The 17,658-nt window shown below is 45.3% G+C and carries 17 protein-coding genes; 12 read left to right on the plus strand and 5 right to left on the minus strand.

What is annotated here, in order from left to right:
- Positions 1–155: 155 nt before the first annotated feature.
- The 5 genes from K6G33_RS10965 to K6G33_RS10985 all read right to left on the minus strand — a co-directional run bounded on the left by K6G33_RS10965 (position 156) and on the right by K6G33_RS10985 (position 3,669).
- A complete protein-coding gene (locus tag K6G33_RS10965; protein WP_296779368.1) occupies positions 156–1,049 on the minus strand; it encodes a thiamine pyrophosphate-dependent enzyme in 894 nt (297 codons plus the stop codon).
- Positions 1,042–2,211 carry a transketolase C-terminal domain-containing protein gene (locus K6G33_RS10970; protein WP_296779369.1) on the minus strand — a complete coding sequence of 390 codons (1,170 nt, stop codon included), beginning with the start codon at positions 2,209–2,211 and terminating at the stop codon, positions 1,042–1,044. Before K6G33_RS10970 ends, K6G33_RS10965 begins: the two co-directional genes overlap by 8 nt.
- Complete coding sequence (locus tag K6G33_RS10975) at positions 2,208–2,501, minus strand: 4Fe-4S binding protein (RefSeq protein WP_296779372.1); 294 nt, start codon at positions 2,499–2,501, stop codon at positions 2,208–2,210. Before K6G33_RS10975 ends, K6G33_RS10970 begins: the two co-directional genes overlap by 4 nt.
- On the minus strand, positions 2,498–3,010 hold the full coding sequence (locus K6G33_RS10980) for a 2-oxoacid:acceptor oxidoreductase family protein (protein ID WP_296779375.1): 513 nt from the start codon (positions 3,008–3,010) through the stop codon (positions 2,498–2,500). Before K6G33_RS10980 ends, K6G33_RS10975 begins: the two co-directional genes overlap by 4 nt.
- 212 nt (positions 3,011–3,222) lie before the next feature.
- Positions 3,223–3,669 (minus strand): Rrf2 family transcriptional regulator, encoded by a 447-nt coding sequence (locus K6G33_RS10985; RefSeq protein WP_296779377.1) that lies wholly within the window; start codon positions 3,667–3,669, stop codon positions 3,223–3,225.
- Positions 3,670–3,951: 282 nt separating this feature from the next.
- Between K6G33_RS10985 and K6G33_RS10990 the strand changes: the two genes are divergently transcribed.
- The 12 genes from K6G33_RS10990 (at position 3,952) to K6G33_RS11045 (ending at position 17,459) form a co-directional block, all read left to right on the plus strand.
- Complete coding sequence (locus K6G33_RS10990; protein ID WP_296779380.1) at positions 3,952–4,872, plus strand: LysR family transcriptional regulator; 921 nt, start codon at positions 3,952–3,954, stop codon at positions 4,870–4,872.
- Positions 4,873–5,248: 376 nt separating this feature from the next.
- Positions 5,249–6,010, plus strand: a complete 762-nt coding sequence (locus K6G33_RS10995) for a phosphotransferase (protein WP_296779381.1) — start codon at positions 5,249–5,251, stop codon at positions 6,008–6,010.
- Positions 6,007–6,252, plus strand: coding sequence for a (2Fe-2S) ferredoxin domain-containing protein (locus tag K6G33_RS11000; RefSeq protein ID WP_296779384.1), 246 nt, complete (start codon positions 6,007–6,009; stop codon positions 6,250–6,252). The genes K6G33_RS10995 and K6G33_RS11000 overlap by 4 nt, the downstream gene beginning before the upstream one ends.
- Positions 6,253–7,929, plus strand: coding sequence for a [Fe-Fe] hydrogenase large subunit C-terminal domain-containing protein (locus tag K6G33_RS11005; protein WP_296779386.1), 1,677 nt, complete (start codon positions 6,253–6,255; stop codon positions 7,927–7,929).
- Positions 7,922–9,094 (plus strand): SpoIIE family protein phosphatase, encoded by a 1,173-nt coding sequence (locus K6G33_RS11010; RefSeq protein ID WP_296779388.1) that lies wholly within the window; start codon positions 7,922–7,924, stop codon positions 9,092–9,094. The genes K6G33_RS11005 and K6G33_RS11010 overlap by 8 nt, the downstream gene beginning before the upstream one ends.
- Before the next feature lie 13 nt (positions 9,095–9,107).
- Positions 9,108–10,046, plus strand: coding sequence for a LysR family transcriptional regulator (locus K6G33_RS11015; protein ID WP_173449694.1), 939 nt, complete (start codon positions 9,108–9,110; stop codon positions 10,044–10,046).
- Positions 10,043–10,987, plus strand: a complete 945-nt coding sequence (locus K6G33_RS11020) for an L-lactate dehydrogenase (RefSeq protein ID WP_296779391.1) — start codon at positions 10,043–10,045, stop codon at positions 10,985–10,987. The genes K6G33_RS11015 and K6G33_RS11020 overlap by 4 nt, the downstream gene beginning before the upstream one ends.
- Positions 10,988–11,133: 146 nt before the next feature.
- Positions 11,134–11,985 (plus strand): sulfide/dihydroorotate dehydrogenase-like FAD/NAD-binding protein, encoded by an 852-nt coding sequence (locus K6G33_RS11025; protein WP_296779394.1) that lies wholly within the window; start codon positions 11,134–11,136, stop codon positions 11,983–11,985.
- A gap of 1 nt (position 11,986) precedes the next feature.
- Positions 11,987–13,408 carry an NADPH-dependent glutamate synthase gene (gltA, locus tag K6G33_RS11030; protein WP_296779396.1) on the plus strand — a complete coding sequence of 474 codons (1,422 nt, stop codon included), beginning with the start codon at positions 11,987–11,989 and terminating at the stop codon, positions 13,406–13,408.
- Positions 13,405–13,896 carry an NAD(P)H-dependent oxidoreductase subunit E gene (locus K6G33_RS11035; protein WP_173449698.1) on the plus strand — a complete coding sequence of 164 codons (492 nt, stop codon included), beginning with the start codon at positions 13,405–13,407 and terminating at the stop codon, positions 13,894–13,896. Before gltA ends, K6G33_RS11035 begins: the two co-directional genes overlap by 4 nt.
- On the plus strand, positions 13,889–15,772 hold the full coding sequence (locus K6G33_RS11040; protein ID WP_296779400.1) for an NADH-quinone oxidoreductase subunit NuoF: 1,884 nt from the start codon (positions 13,889–13,891) through the stop codon (positions 15,770–15,772). Before K6G33_RS11035 ends, K6G33_RS11040 begins: the two co-directional genes overlap by 8 nt.
- Position 15,773: 1 nt before the next feature.
- On the plus strand, positions 15,774–17,459 hold the full coding sequence (locus tag K6G33_RS11045) for a [FeFe] hydrogenase, group A (protein ID WP_296779403.1): 1,686 nt from the start codon (positions 15,774–15,776) through the stop codon (positions 17,457–17,459).
- The last annotated feature ends 199 nt before the right edge of the window (positions 17,460–17,658 follow it).

Here is a 17,658-nt window from a genome sequence, read left to right on the forward strand (position 1 = left end):
ACAACGATCTCCTTAATAAAAATATGCAGGGATTACTCCTTACGCATACATTATAGCACATTGTAGGCAGTATTTCAAGTATTATTTATGAATAAAGCCGAAATATCCTGTATTAACAGAATATAAGCGGCTCTTTGAATTAAATATAGTCTTTGTCAGACGGCAAAGTTTTTGCCGATAAATTCCCATTTTTTATCACGGGAAGCGGTTATTACCTGAATATCATCATCTGTAAGGTGCTTGAAGCGTCCCTGTTTTTTCAGGTATGCTTCAACGCTTGTGAACTCCTTTGGCTTATGATTCAGCTTGAATTCACCGTTTTCGTACTCGGCAAGATACCAGAGCCCGCAGTCAACTACCTCCTTAGCTATCTCGACTGTCTCATCGGGAGCAACTCCCCAGCCGGTAGGACATGGAGCTATAACGTGGATATACTTAGTTCCCTGTATCTGTGAAGCCTTCTGCACCTTCTGTATAAAATCGCTGATATAGCCCACGCTTGCGGTAGCTGCATACGGAATATCATGAGCAGCAGCTATCTCGAACATATTCTTCTTAGGACGGATATTTCCGTGGATATTCTTTCCTGCGGGAGTAGTCGTGGTCTTTGCACCGAAAGGAGTAAGACCGCTTTTCTGTATGCCTGTATTCATGTATGCTTCGTTGTCGTAGCAGATGTAGATGATATTGTCGTTGCGGTCGATAGCTCCCGAAAGAGCCTGTATACCGATATCTGCCGTACCGCCGTCGCCTGCAAAACCCACAGCAGTAAAGTCCTTGATGCCTCTTGCTCTTAGACCTGCCTCAACGCCCGTCAGCATGGAAGCTGTACCTGCAAATGTTGAGATTATCGAGTTGTTTGAGAAGCAAAGCTGTGGGAAATTGAAGCCTACTGCCGACATACAGCCTGCTGGGAGTACCGATACTGCATTAGGTCCGAGAACTTTCAGCGCTGCTCTGACTGCAAGACTTCCGCCGCAGCCTGCACAGGCTTTGTGTCCGTAGAAAAATTCCTCACGGGAAATGCTTTCCGCTGTTTTATTAGCCATTCTCTTTGCCTCCAATGCCGATGAAATTCACGCTGTCAGTGCCGACAGCAATGTCGCTGTATATTTTTTCGATATCAGCGGCGGAGATATTTCTTCCGCCCAGACCGCCGATGAAGTTGTAGCCCTTAACGTTCACTCCTGCCTTTTTCAGCGCGGAGTTGACGTTTGTGAAAACCGTTCCCTCGTTGCCGAAGCTGATGTCCTTTTCGAGGACAGCGTAAGCCTTGACATTGCTCAGTACCTCGGCTATTTCAGTGTTGGGGAATGGTCTCATGTATCGTATGCGGACAACGCCTGCCTTTATGCCGTTTTCACGCAGCTTATCGGCAGTTTCGCGGCATAGACCGGCGATACTTCCGAGAGTTGCTATTATGTATTCAGCGTCCTCAGTGCGGTATTTCTCGATAAGTCCGCTGTATTTTCTGCCGAAGATATTGGCGAATTCCTTTTCTGTCTCAGTGATGACATCACGCGCGGCAAGAATTCCTTCATGCTCCTTGTACTTAAAGATATAGTTTGTGTCAGGGCCTGCCGAGAAAGCCATATTCTTCGGGTTATCGAAGTCGATGCGGTTGTCGGTCTCATAGGGCGGCAGAAAGCTGTCAGCCTTTGATCTTTCGGGTATCTCAACTGTTTCATAAGTATGAGTGAGGACAAAACCGTCCAGATTAGCCATGAAAGGAGTGGATACACGTTTGTCTTCGGCGATCCTGTAGCTCATGAGCGCAAGGTCGAGAGCTTCCTGTGCATTTTCTGCATAAGCCTGTATCCAGCCGCTGTCAAGCTGCGAAAGGCTGTCGCGCTGGTCGCCGTAGATATTCCACGGGAGAGCTGTAGAGCGGTCAGCATTCATCATAACGATGGGGAAGCGTCCGCCTGCTGCGTAGTACAGACATTCAGCCATATAGAGAAGTCCCTGTGACGATGTGGCAGTGAATGCTCTTGCACCTGCTGCACTTGCACCGATAGCACATGAAAGTGCGGAGTGCTCCGATTCAACATGGACATATTCTGCATTAAGGCTGCCGTCCTCCACCATTTCCGAAAGACGCTCAACGACAATAGTCTGAGGAGTTATAGGATAAGCTGAAATGACCTGGGGACGTGCAAGACGAATTCCCTCGGCAAATGCTTCATTTCCTGATAAAAATTTTCTGCTCATTTACGTTCAGCCTCCATTCTTATGGCACCGATCCTGCATATTTTTGCACATATGCCGCAGCCCTTACAGAAATCATAATCTATTTCGGCTTTTCCGCTGTTTATGGAAATCACACCGTCGGGGCAGTACAAATAGCACTGCTCGCAGCCGACACATTTTGCTCTGTCAATGACAGGTCTGATGCTGCGCCAGCCGCTGTTGACAGTTGTGAGATAACCTGCTTCAAATGAAGTATTCTCAGGAACTTCATCAAATGTGAAGCTCTTTTTTTCTCTTATGTATGGTCTCATTTCAATGCCTCCTCTGAAGCTTTCAGCAGTGCTGAGATATTGCGCTCCTGTATTTTTGCAGGCATATATCCCTTTATGGAGTCAACTGCATTTTCTTTTGTTACGACATCTGAGATGCCTATAAGAAGTCCGTACATAACGGTATTTACTGTAGGTAGCCTGTGTTCAGCCGAAATTTTTTCGGCATCGAATGTAACAGTTCCTTCGATGGCATTTTTTGAGTTGATTATTATCTTGCCGCCGCTTTTAAGAAGCTCATGCAGCTGTGGTGAATAAAGAGTGTCATCGAGTATAACGATATAGTCAGCCTTTTCGGTCTGGCTTCTGTCTGCAACAGGTTTTGTATCGAACTTAGTGAATGCTCTAACGGGAGCGCCGCGGCGTTCGGGACCGAATGAGGGAAAAGCAAGTGCGAATCGGCTGCTGTCGGAGGCATATGCAGCACCGAGCAGTTTTGCTGCGGTAAATGCACCCTGACCGCCGCGTCCGAGCCAAATTATCTCTTTCATGATATTTCTCCTATCGTTTTAGTATGTTTTAATTATACGCTCAGTCGCAATGTATGTCCAATACGAGAGTCCTATTATAGGTTATAGGAATAAGCTATAAATCGGTATATGAGCAAAGTCATACCATTTGTTTGCGTATCAGAGAGGCTGTTACAGTTGGAGCTTTGCAGGATATCCGAGCATATGATATGTATGTTTCGTCAGACCGCAGCTCAAATGTAATACATAGGCTCAGTTTCAGAGCTGCTGAGTTCGCTGTATCTGTCAGCAAGAACCTTCAGTGTGAGATTTTCCGAGAACTTGCAGAAATAGTCTGTAACGGGCTTCCAGAGACATTCCTCGATAGCGGTTATGACCGAGGATTCCAGCTTATCGCTGAATGTAGATGAAGCAAGTATAGAATTATCGAGAGCATTTACTATTTCATTAAGCGTGATATCGGAGGAGCTTCTTGCCAGAATGTATCCGCCGCTTGCGCCCTTTACGCTTTTCAGTATACGTGACTGTTTGAGAAGCGGGAATATCTGCTCAAGATACTTCGCTGAAATATTGTTGCGCTTAGATATTGAATTGATCTTGATAACATTTTCATCATGCGAATGGATAGCAATGTCGATAAGCGCGATTATGCCGCATTCTACTTTAGTTGATATTTTCAAATCTATCACCTCTATATATTTATAATTCCTATCTGATAACTAAGTCTAACACATCTTTCTTATAAATGCAAGCATTTGCGCTATAGCTTTTATCTATAGCAAGCATAGCTTCTTATAGATAATGCCTTTGTTAATATTTGGAGACTATGCTGAAAATGACCCGAAATAGCAGATATGATGTGATATTGTCACGTTCGGGGAAGTGTTATACGAAAAATATGGACAAAGAAGCAAAAAAGTGTTATAATAAAAACAGAAGATCATTAGGCGGAGGTGAGTAATTTGAATGTCCTGCATATGAAATACGCTGTTGAGGTGGCAGATACCGGTTCGATAAATAAAGCATCTGAGATACTTTTGATCGCACAGCCTAATCTCAGCCGTTCGATAAAAGAGCTTGAAGCAGATCTTGGTATAACTATTTTTGTGCGTACACGAAAGGGAATGATGCTTACTCCCGAGGGCAGTGAATTTATCGGATACGCAAAAAGGATACTTTCGCAGATAAGTGATGTTGAAAAAATGTACCGTGAAGGTCTGGCACAGAAGCAGAAGTTCTCTGTCTGTACACCGAGGGCGACTTACATTTCCGATGCTTTTGTAAAATTCTCAAAAAAGATCGGAAAGGGGCGATCCGAGATATTCTACAAGGAAACCAACTCCTCACTTGCCATAAAAAATGTTCTGTCTACGGATTATAGTCTCGGTATAGTGCGCTATGCATCGAATTATGATAAATACTTCAAAATGCTTTTTGATGAAAAGGGACTGCATTACGAGGTGGTGGCTGAATTCAGTTATGTTCTGATTATGGGCAGGGAATGTCCGCTTACAGCCCTTGATGAAATACATTTCAATGATCTTTCGGGGTATATTGAGATCGCTCATGCTGACCCGTATGTTCCTTCGCTTTCACAGTCGGAGGTCATACACGAGGAGCTTGCCGATACGATAGACCGCCGTATATTTGTATTTGAGAGAGGAAGTCAGTTTGAGCTGCTGTCGGAAAATCCCGAGACTTTTATGTGGGTATCTCCCATAACAGATAAAACTATAGAACGTTTCGGACTTGTTCAAAGGGAATGTCCCGATAATGACAAAGTATATAAAGACGTTCTTATCTACCGTGACGATTATAATCTCACAGAGCTTGACAATCTCTTTATTACCGAGCTCTGCAAATCAAAACGAAAATATTTATAAACCGCAGACCGCAGGAATTCCTGCGGTTTTTTGCTTTTTTGGTATTTTAAATACATATCAATAATGATAACACGGGTATACTTTTTTGATTATTCCCAAGGTGAATATTCCTTGTTATAATTATAACAGACAGAGTGTAATAAAGAAATAAGAGAGGTAGTCAGATCAGGACGAATGATCGGAAATGCATAAATAACAGGAGTTCCGCTTGTTCGTAAATGAAGTCACAGATATGCTTGATAAAAAAATAACAATCGGTTCTTGTAATTATTAATGCAGAAATACAAAGACCCTGATATCAGCAAAAAAGGTATGGCTTGCACTCTCAGTTAAACATCTGAAAAAGTTCATTAATAAAGAAAGCTGGGTAATTAGAATGAATCTTGACAGGATAATCGCTGTAAGAAACAATAAGACTATTTACCGCGATGGCAGCTGCACTGTGAAAGTGTTTGAAAACGGCTATTCACAGCCTGAGATATACCGCGAAGCGTATATCCAGACGCTTATGCGTTCCATAGGACTGAATGTACCGAAAGTTGAGCAGATCACCGAGATCAACGGCAAGACGGCTATTGTATCCGAATACATAAACGGCAGGTCACTTTCGGATATGATAATTGCTTATCCCGAAAAAATCGAGGAGTTTTCGGAGCTTATTGCTGATACACAGCAGGATATTTCCAAAAAGAAGGCTTCCATAAGGCTTTTGAAGGAGTATATCACCGACAGTTTTTCCAAAGCTGATCTTAGCGAAAATGAAATGGCGGAACTCAACGAGCTGCTGAATTCATTACCGCAGAAGGACGAGCTCCTCCACGGAGAGCTTATCCCGCAGAATATAGTCATTACAAGAAGCGGAACGCCGTATATCATAGATTGGGAGTATGCTGCTCAGGGAGATGTCTGTTACGGCCATGCAGCTACGTGCATCTCTATGCTTTCGGACGGAAACAATCAGGCTGTAAGGCATTATCTTGACGCAGTATACGACAAATATTCCATAGCTTCGGAGAATATTGTGAAATGGCTTCCGCTTGCATCATTAACGCTTTCAGTGGGCTGTTTCGGAAATAAAAGGCAATTCCTGCTCGATCATGTTCATTGTTCAGTCGGCAGAAATGGAGGAAATATATGAAAATAACAATTTGTATCGGTTCATCATGTCATATAAAAGGATCGAGAATGGTTGTCGAAAAGCTTCAGCAGATGATAGCAGATGAAAAGCTCGAAAACGAGATAGAGCTCTGCGGAAGCTTCTGCATGGGAAAATGTCAGCAGGGCGTATGCGTAACGATTGATAAGGAGTTTTTCTCAGTATCCCCCGACTCAGTCTGTCGATTCTTTGATACTGAGGTAAGATCAAGGCTGGTGAAGTAAATGGGTCATTCACTTACTTTAAAAAAGTCGAATTGTAAGAACTGTTATAAATGTATCCGCCATTGTCCTGTGAAATCAATACGTTTTTCGGGCAATCAGGCGCATATAATAAGCGATGAATGTATACTTTGCGGACAGTGCTTTGTAGTCTGTCCCCAGAATGCAAAGGAAATAGCGGACAGCACGGAAAAAGTCAAGGTGCTTCTTATGGGCGGAGCGCCTGTTATTGCAAGTATAGCGCCGTCATTCATAGCAAACTATGACGGCTGCGGGATCGAGAATATCCGCGAAGCGCTGAAAAAGCTGGGATTTCATGATGCAGAAGAAACGGCAGTCGGAGCGACGATCGTAAAAAACGAGTATGAGCGCTTGCTGCACGAGGAAAAAAGAGATGTGCTCATCTCGTCCTGCTGTCATTCTGTAAATCTGCTGATACAGAAGCATTTCCCAAATCTTATCCCGTATCTTGCAGATGTGATGTCACCTATGCAGGCGCACTGCGCCGATATAAAGCGCAGGTTTCCCGAGGCAAGAACAGTATTTATCGGACCGTGTGTGTCGAAAAAAGATGAAGCCGAGGCTTATGAAGGCATCGTTGATGCTGTACTGACCTTTGAGGAGCTTTCAAACTGGCTGAAGGCTGAGGATATCAGGCTTGAATACGGCACTGTTCCAGAGAATAAGAGCAGAGCAAGATTTTTTCCGACAACAGGCGGCATACTGAAAACTATGTCCTGCAACGAGCCGTATTACACTTATCTTGCTGTTGACGGTATCGATAACTGCATCAATGCTCTCCACGATATAGAGGACGGAAATATCCACAGCTGCTTTATTGAGATGTCTGCCTGTGCAGGGAGCTGTATCGGCGGTCCTGTAATGGAGAAGCATCATAAAAGTCCGATAAAATCCTATAAAGCGGTCTCGGGATATGCGGGAAAAGAAGATTTTGATGTCTGTCAGCCCGAAACATCGCATCTGCACAAGAGCTTTGCGTACATCACGCAAAAGAAAAATATCCCCGATGAGAATGAGATAAAGAATATTCTTAGACAGATGGGAAAGACAACTCCCGAACAGGAGCTCAACTGCGGAAGCTGCGGATATAACAGCTGTCGGGAAAAGGCGGTTGCCATATATCAGGGCAAAGCGGAGATATCAATGTGTATGCCCTTCCTGAAAGAAAAAGCCGAGAATTTCTCCGATCTTATTTCAAGAAATACACCTAATGGCATAATCGTCCTCAATGATATGCTCGAAGTTCAGCAGATAAATCAGGCAGCACAGAATATAGTGAATATACGCCATGCAAACGATATCCTCGGCGAACAGATAGTGCGGATACTTGACCCTATGCCGTTCATCGAGGTACAGAATACGGGAAGCGGTATTTACAATTCGAGGATATATCTTGCGGAATACAACAGGTATGTGGAGCAGACCATTGTGCCTGACAACGGAAGCAATCTTCTGATATGCCTCATGCATGATGTTACTGACGAGGAGACCCAGCGTGAAAAAAAAGAGAATATAACACGCCAGACTATCGAAGTAGCCGATAAAGTCGTTGAGAAGCAGATGAGGATAGTTCAGGAGATAGCTTCTCTTCTTGGAGAGACTGCTGCGGAAACGAAGATAGCACTTTCAAAGCTGAAGGAGTCGATCTCTGATGAATGAGTTGTGTGCTGAAATAGGCTGGAAGAGCATCAATCACTTCGGCGAGCAGCTTTGCGGCGATCATGTTGAGGTGATCGAAAAGCCTGACGGAAGGTCGGTGATAGTACTTGCAGACGGTCTTGGAAGCGGTGTGAAGGCGAGCATTCTTTCTACACTTACTTCAAAGATAATCTCGACAATGATAGCAGAGGGGCTGCCCATTGAAGAGTGCGTTGAGACTATTGCGGATACTCTTCCTGTGGATAAGCTTCGAGGGGTTGCTTATTCCACATTTACGATCATAAATTTAAAAAAAGACAATATGGCGGAACTGATACAATACGATAATCCTCATATAATATTGATACGGAACGGCGATACGGTATCGTATCCCGAAACAGAACTGAATATAGGCGGAAAAAAGATATATAATTCCGTTTTACAGATAAGAGAAAATGATGTATTCGTTTCGATGAGCGACGGCTGTCCCCATGCAGGCATCGGATCGGCTTTCAATTTTGGCTGGAAGCATGAGGATATAGCAAAATATATGGAGGGGCTTGTATCTGTGGGATATACTGCAAAGACGCTCTCCACGATGCTTGTGGATGAATGCAACCGTCTTTACGGCGAAAAACCCGGTGACGATACTTCGTCATGTGTTGTAAAGATACGTAGGCGTGTTCCTATGAATATCCTATTTGGACCTCCTTCAAACCGTGATGACTGTGATCGCATGATGAGCCTTTTCTTCTCAAAGAGCGGAAAGCATATCATCTGCGGCGGAACGACATCATCTATCGCTGCAAAATGGCTGGGCAAGACTGTAAAAACGAATCTGGTGTTTACCAGCAAGGACGTTCCTCCTACTGCGGAGATCGAGGGCGTTGATCTTGTTACCGAGGGTGTTATAACCATAAGCAAGGTCATTGAATATGCAGAGGATCACATAAACGAAAATCTGCTGTACGAAGAATGGGAGTACTACAATAACGGTGCTGCGGAGATAAGCCGTATGCTTTTTGAGGAGGCAACAGATATTAACTTCTTTGTGGGAAGAGCAGTTAATCCAGCGCATCAGAATGCAGAGCTGCCGCTGAATTTCAGCATGAAGATGCAGCTTGTACAGCGGCTCAACGAAAGTCTCAAGGCAATGGGAAAACGTATAAAAATAAGCTATTTTTAGGAGAATCTGAAATATGATAAATCACAAGGTACTGCTGTATGCTCTTGAGGTCTCAAGAGAGGGCTCGGTAGTAAAGGCTGCTGAGAAGCTATATGTCAGTCAGCCGAATCTGAGCAAGATGATAATTGCACTCGAAGAGGAGATAGGAGTGCAGCTCTTCAACAGGACTCCGAAAGGCATGGTGCCTACAAATGACGGAGAGGTGCTGTTCAGATACGCTGAGGATATAAAGCGACAGACTGACCTTATCGAGAGCTACTGCAAGAAGGTCACAAGCAATTCGTTCCGTATGTCAGCTGCGGTCATATGGGCGGATTATATTTCCGAGGCGTTCACCAATTTCCTTGACAGGTACAGCGTCGAAAAGAATATTGAATTCAGCTATATCGAAACTGATACGGAAAGCATCATAAACAAAGTGGTCTACAGCGAGTGCCATATGGGAATAATCCGCTGTGACAAGAGATACGAGAACAATTTCCGCAGATTCTTTGAGGTGCATTCTCTCGCAGCCGAGATCTTATGCGAAGCGAGATGTGTGGCTGTATTTGCGGAGGATTCATTCCTTTCCGAGCGTAAAGTCATCACCAATGAAGACCTCGATAATTTTTTTGAGGTGCGCCAGAGCAAGAACTTTGTTCCCGAGATAAGCGAGTCACAGCTTCGCAGCAACAGCGATGCACTTCCCGGAAGGATAATCTATGTTAGCGACGGAATTGCCCAGGCAGAGCTTGTATCGCGCAACAGCGGAACATACATGATAATACCGCCGCTCTCGCCGGAAACACTGAAAAAATACAAGCTCGTACAAAGAGATATTGACGGTATGAGCAGAGAGAGTATTGATTATTTCATTCGCAGTGAGAACTATTCTCTTTCAAAAACCGATAATGCTTTTCTTGATGAGCTTATGATATCAAAAAGAAAATATAAACAAGAGGTGCTTTTATGAATAAGATAACGATTATAGGAACAGGCAGCGTTGGTTCGACAATAGCCTACGCACTTTCACTTCTCGGTGTAGCTTCCGAGATAGTGATGATAGACATAAATAACGAGAAGGCTCTCGGTGAAGCCCTTGATATCAGGCAGGGTTCGCCCTTCTGCAATCCGTTTACTGTATATGCGGGCACATACGCAGATGCAGCGGGTTCGGACATAGTTATTATAACATCGGGTATTGCACGGAAGCCCGGTCAGTCCAGACTTGAACTTGCGCAGACAAACGTAAATGTCCTCAAGAGCATAATCCCGGAAATAACAAGATATGCCGGAGAAACAAACTATCTCATAGTAAGCAATCCTGTTGATGTTATGACATATGTGTTCTGTAAATGCTCGGGGATCCCGGATCATAATATTATCGGTTCGGGAACTATACTTGATACTTCGAGACTCCGCACAAGGATATCCGAGTATTATAAGATAAACCAGAAAAATGTTCACGCATATGTTCTCGGCGAGCACGGCGATTCATCATTCATACCGTGGTCAGCTGCAAATATCTCAAATATCCCCATCGAGAAGTTCCATGAGTCCATAAACGGAAAAGAAACTGTGATGCCTACATTCGACCATAATTCCGTTGAGGAATATGTACGCAAGTCAGGTGCAAGCGTTATCGAGCGCAAGGGGGCAACTTTCTATGCGGTATCGACATCTGTGTGCTACATCTGCAAGTGTCTCCTCACAGGAATCGACACTACCATGACAGTTTCTACTATGCTCCACGGCGAGTACGGACTTGATGACATCTGCCTGAGCATACTTAATATCATCGGCAATAAGGGAGTACAGGGCAAGGTAATGCTGCCCCTTACAGATGACGAGATAAAGCAGCTCCACAACAGCGCCGACTGTGTAAGAAAGGTCATTGACAGCATCAATATCTGACCTGTATTAACTGAATGATATAACAGCTATACCATTTTGATTATTCACGGTTATGCGCATATATGATACAATTATAATCAGTTATAGAAAAGCTCGGCAATACCATGTATGCCGAACTGAAAAAATAAATATTAACGGAGTGGAAAATGTATAAGATAGTTTCTAAAAAACGCCTTAATCCGACCGTTTCTCAGATGGAGATATATGCTCCTATGGTCGCAGCAAAGGCTAAACCGGGACAGTTCATCATACTTCGCGTTGATGAGAACGGTGAACGCATACCGCTTACAGTTGCAGGAACAGCTCCTGAAAACGGTACAGTAAAGATAATCTTCCAGATAGTCGGAAAGACTACAAAAATGCTTGACAGCAAGAACGAGGGCGAGTATATACAGGACTTTGCAGGACCTCTCGGTGTAGCAACACATACAGAGGGCATCAGAAAGGTCTGTATCGTAGGCGGCGGAGTAGGCTGCGCGATCGCAATGCCTGTTGCACAGGAGTTCCACAGACTTGGTGCTGAAGTTACAAGCATCATAGGCTTCAGGAACAAGGATCTGCTCATACTTGAAGACGAGTTCAGAGAGTGTTCCGACAGACTTACAGTCATGACAGATGACGGTTCATATGCTCGTCAGGGCAATGTAACTGTTCCGCTGAAGGAATACCTCGAAGCAGGTGAGAAGTTCGATATGATAATCACTATCGGACCGCTTATAATGATGAAGTTCGTTGTTGCAGCTGCAAAGCCATTTGATGTGCCTGTGACAGTATCAATGAATCCGATCATGATCGACGGAACAGGTATGTGCGGCGGCTGCCGTCTTACACTGGATCAGGACGGAAAGAAAGTAACAAAGTTTGCCTGCGTTGACGGTCCTGACTTCAACGGATATGAAGTGGATTTCGATGAGGCGATGTCAAGAGGCAGAATGTATGCTGAATATGAGCGTCACGCATATGATAAAGCCTGCAATCTTTTAAAGGGGGTAAACTGAAATGCCAAATATGTCACCTGATAAAAACCCCATGCCTGCACAGGAGCCGCAGGTAAGAGCTCATAATTTCAGCGAGGTAACTCTCGGATATTCAGAGGAAACTGCGATCGATGAAGCAAATCGCTGTCTCGGCTGCAAGAATATGCCGTGTGTATCAGGCTGTCCTGTGAATATACATATCCCTGAATTTATTACAAAGATAAAGGAAGGCGATTTCGAGGGAGCATACCTGATAATCAGTCAGACCTCCAGCCTGCCTGCTGTATGCGGAAGAGTCTGTCCGCAGGAAACACAGTGCGAGAGCAAGTGCGTAAGAGGTATCAAGGGAGAGCCTGTTGGTATAGGCAGACTTGAACGTTTCGTAGCTGACTGGCACAACACACACACAGAAAAAGCTGATTCAGATATCAAGCAAAACGGTCACAAGGTCGCAGTAGTAGGTTCGGGCCCTTCAGGACTTACCTGTGCAGGAGATCTTGCGAAGAAGGCCTACAAGGTAACAGTATATGAGGCGCTGCACACCGCAGGCGGCGTACTTGTGTACGGTATCCCTGAATTCAGACTTCCTAAGTCAATAGTTGCAAAGGAAGTTGAGGCTCTGAAGACTCTGGGTGTTGATATCGAAACAAACGTTATCATCGGAAAAACACTTACGGTCGACGAGCTGTTCGATATGGGATTTGAGGCAGTATTCATCGGTTCGGGAGCTGGTCTGCCGAACTTCATGGGTATCCCTGGTGAGAGCTGCAAGGGCGTATACTCAGCAAACGAGTTCCTCACAAGAAGCAACCTCATGAAGGCTTACCTTGACGAGCCTGAAACACCTATAATGAAAGGCGGAAATGTTGCAGTTGTCGGCGGCGGAAACGTTGCGATGGACGCTGCAAGAACAGCGCTTCGTCTTGGTGCAGACCATGTGTATATCGTTTACCGCCGTTCCATGGAGGAGCTTCCTGCACGTAAGGAAGAGGTAGAACACGCACAGGAAGAAGGCATCGACTTCCGCCTTCTCAATAATCCTGTTGAGATACTCGGATACAACAATCCCGACGATCTCCGCGATCCGAAAAACGGCTTCGTAACAGGCATGAAGTGCATAAAAATGGAGCTTGGCGAGCCTGACGAAAGAGGCAGACGCAGACCTGTACCTGTTGAGGGAAGCGAGTTCGTACTTGATGTGGATACAGTCATCATCTCTATCGGTACGTCACCGAATCCGCTCATCAAGAATACTACAGAGGACCTTGAAGTAAATAACCGCGGCGGCATAATCGTTACCGAGGACGGTCTTACATCACGCAAGGGCGTATATGCAGGCGGCGACGCAGTAACAGGTGCTGCGACCGTAATATCTGCAATGGGCGCAGGCAAGACAGCTGCTAAGGCTATCGACGAATATATTATGAGTAAGGAGAAAGTATGAAAAAGGATTTCGATTTTACAGTAGTTGATAATATCCTTGCAAAGTATCCTGCTGAGGAGCTTTCAACTATCGCTATTTTGCAGGACATACAGGAATACTATCATTATCTCCCGGAGGAGATATTCCCTCACATCGCAAAGGCTATCAACGTAGGCGAAGCACGTCTTTACGGCGTTGCTACATTCTATGAGAACTTCTCGCTTGATCCTAAGGGAAAGTATGTTATACGCTGCTGTGACGGTACAGCCTGTCACGTAAGAGGTTCACTGCCAATACTTAACAAGCTTCGTGAAGAGCTTGGACTCAGCGAGGAAAAGAAGACGACCGATGACCTTATGTTCACAGTTGAAACTGTATCATGTCTCGGAGCCTGCGGACTTGCACCTGTTCTTACGGTGAACGGCGAGACATACCCTGCCATGACACCTGAAAAGGCTGTTGAACTGCTGAACGAACTCAGAGCAAAGGAGGCTGCTGCAAATGAATAAGCTCAATTCAAGAGAAGAACTCATCGCTCTCAGAGAGGTCTGTAAGAAGGCTCTTGACAGCGAAAAGAAAAAGATACTCGTCTGCGGCGGTACAGGCTGTGTTGCAGGCGGTTCACTGAATATTTTCGACAGACTCAAGGAGCTCCTTGAAGCTAAGGGCGTAAATGTAGACGTTGAGCTTGCTGATGAGCCGCACGGCGATTCTGTAGGCATGAAGAAGAGCGGCTGTCACGGCTTCTGCGAAATGGGACCTCTCGTTCGTATCGAACCGCAGGGCTGGCTCTACACAAAGGTAAAGATCGACGACTGCGAGGAGATCATCGAGAAGACTATCATCAACGGCGAGATGATCGAGCGCCTTGTTTACAAGCAGAACGGCGAGATATATCCAAAGCAGGAAGAGATCCCCTTCTACAAGAAGCAGACCCGTGTTGTACTTGAATCCTGCGGACATATCAACGCATCATCTATCCGCGAGTATATCGCACTCGGCGGCTATACAGCACTTGAAAAGTGCCTCTTTGAAGTAACTTCCGATGACATCATCAATGAAGTATCCGAGTCCAACCTCAGAGGACGCGGCGGCGGCGGATTCGGAGCAGGCAGAAAGTGGGCTTCATGTGCAAAGCAGAAGGAAACTCCTAAGTACATCGTTTGTAATGGTGATGAGGGCGATCCCGGTGCATTTATGGACCGTTCCATTATGGAAGGTGACCCACACAGACTTCTCGAAGGAATGATGATAGCAGGTATCGCTATCGGCTCATCTGAGGGATATATCTATGTACGTGCAGAGTATCCGCTTGCAGTAGAGCGTCTGAGAACCGCTATTGCACAGGCTGAGGAGCTGGGTATTCTCGGTGATGATATACTTGGTTCGGGAAAGAGCTTCCATGTACATATCAACCGCGGTGCAGGCGCATTCGTATGCGGCGAAGGTTCAGCACTTACAGCTTCTATCGAGGGCAAGAGAGGTATGCCTCGTGTTAAGCCTCCGCGTACAGTTGAGCACGGTCTTTTTGACAAGCCGACAAACCTTAACAACGTTGAGACATATGCAAACGTTCCTATGATAATCAACAAGGGCGCAGCATGGTACAAGGCTATCGGACCTGAGAACAGTCCCGGAACAAAGGCTTTCGCCCTTACAGGTACAATTAAGAATACAGGACTTATCGAAGTTCCTATGGGAACGACTCTTCGTGAAGTTATATTCGATATCGGCGGCGGTATGAAGGGCGATGCAAAGTTCAAGGCTGTACAGATCGGCGGACCTTCTGGCGGATGCCTTACTGAGAAGGAGCTTGACGTTCCGCTGGATTTCGATTCACTCAAGAGCGTTGGCGCAATGATAGGTTCAGGCGGACTTGTTGTTATGGACGATAAGACCTGTATGGTGGAGATAGCACGTTTCTTCATGAACTTCACCCAGAATGAATCCTGCGGTAAGTGTGTTCCGTGCCGTGAGGGTACAAAGCGTATGCTGGAGATACTTGAACGCATCACAGCCGGCAACGGTCAGGACGGAGATATCGAGCTTCTTGAAGAGCTGGCAGATACTATTTCAAATACAGCTCTCTGCGGACTTGGAAAGACTGCTCCTTCACCTGTCATCTCAACTATAAAGAACTTCCGTGAGGAGTACGAAGCTCATATCTATGAGAAGCGCTGTCCTGCAGGAGCTTGCAGCAAGCTGAAGCGCTACGTTATCGACCCGGAGAAGTGCAAGGGCTGTTCAAAGTGTGCAAGAAACTGTCCTGTAAACGCTATTAACGGCAAGATAAAGACTCCATATGTAATAGATCAGGATAAGTGTATCAAGTGCGGCGCTTGTATCAGCAACTGTTCATTCGGCGCAGTCAAGGAGGAGGCATAATATGCAGTTAGATAATTTTATTGAGATAGACGGAAAACTTGTCAAAATAGAAGGGGAGAGAAACCTTCTTGAAGTTATCAGCAAGAGCGGCATAAAGCTTCCCGTATTCTGTTATCATTCCGATCTTTCTATCTACGGTGCCTGTCGTATGTGCATGGTCGAGGACGAAAAGGGCAGAATGATGGCTGCCTGTTCAACAGTTCCGCGCGGCGGCATGATAATAAAGACTAACACAGCAAGACTTCGCAAGTACCGCAAGGGTATCCTTGAACTTCTGCTTGCAAGCCACTGCCGTGACTGTACGACCTGTGAAAACAGCGGCAAATGTACATTACAGGAGCTCGCAGTACAGTTCGGCATAACAAATGTACGTTTCAACAACGACAAGACCAATAAGGTCATCGACGACTCATCACCGAGTATTATCCGCGATTCCAGTAAATGTATCCTTTGCGGCGACTGTGTACGTGAATGCAACGAGGTACAGAAGGTGGGCGCGATCGACTTCGCACACAGAGGTTCAAACGCTACTATCAGTACAGCTTTCAATAAGCCTATCGCTGAATCTCTCTGTGTAAACTGCGGTCAGTGTGCAGCTCACTGTCCTACAGGAGCTATCATAGTACGTGATGATTCATCAAAGGTTCTCGACATGATAGATGACCCTGAGGTATTCGTTACCTGCGAGATCGCACCTGCTGTCCGTGTAGGTATCGGCAAGGAACTTGGTCTCGAGCTCGGCGATAATACTATGGGCAAGATCACAGCTGTACTTCACCGTATCGGCGTTGACAAGGTATTTGATACTGCTACAGGTGCAGACCTTACAGTTATCGAAGAAGCAGGCGAGTTCGTTGAGAGAGTACAGAACGGCGGAACACTTCCGCTCCTTACATCATGCTGTCCTGCATGGGTAAGCTATGTTGAGAAGAAGTATCCTGAAATGCTCCCGAATATCTCTACCTGCCGTTCACCGATGAGTATGTTCTCGGCAGTAGTCAAGGAGTACTACAAGGATAAGCTTCCTGAAGGCAAGACAAAGCACTATCATTTTGCACTTATGCCATGTACTGCAAAGAAATTCGAGGCTAAGCGTGATGAATTTGAGGGTGTTACAAACGACGTTATCACAACTCAGGAGCTTATAAAGATCATCAAGGAATCAGGTATAATGTTCAACGAGATCGAACCTGAATCAGTGGATATGCCATTTGGTACAGCATCGGGTGCAGGCGTTATTTTCGGAGTTACAGGCGGCGTAACAGAAGCTGTTCTCAGAAAGGTTGCAAACGATAATTCAAGAAAAGCACTTGCACAGATAGAATACGTCGGAGTAAGAGGCATGGAGGACGTAAAGGAAGCTGTTATACCATTCGGCGAACGTGAGCTTCATATCGCTGTTGTCAGCGGACTTGCAAACGCCAGCAAGCTTATTGAAGGCGTAAAGAAAGGCGAGCTGAACTATGACCTTATCGAGGTAATGGCTTGCCGCGGAGGCTGCATCAGCGGTGCAGGTCAGCCGTACATCTCTCACAGACATCGTGAAAAGCGCGGAGAGGGCCTTTATCGTTCAGACAGAGAGAGTTCTGTTAAGTGCTCGCAGGATAATCGTATCCTTGGAGATCTCTACGATTTCGTCATGAAGGACAAGATACACGAGCTTCTTCATGTAAGTTATGTGAAATAAAAAATTATCATTTATTTGATTGCCATATAAAAATATCGCACAGTTGCATAACTGTGCGATCAGCCTGTCGAAAAAGTCCAGCGAAAGCTGGTCTTTTTCGCATTTATGTGGTATAATATAGGAGAAGGGAGCTGAGTAGAATGGTGAGCGAAAACAGAGCGGAACGAAATCAAATGGAAATGTTTTGTATCGACAGTTT

The sequence above is a fragment of the Ruminococcus sp. genome, assembly GCF_024691275.1.
Taxonomy (GTDB): Bacteria; Bacillota; Clostridia; order Oscillospirales; family Ruminococcaceae; genus Ruminococcus.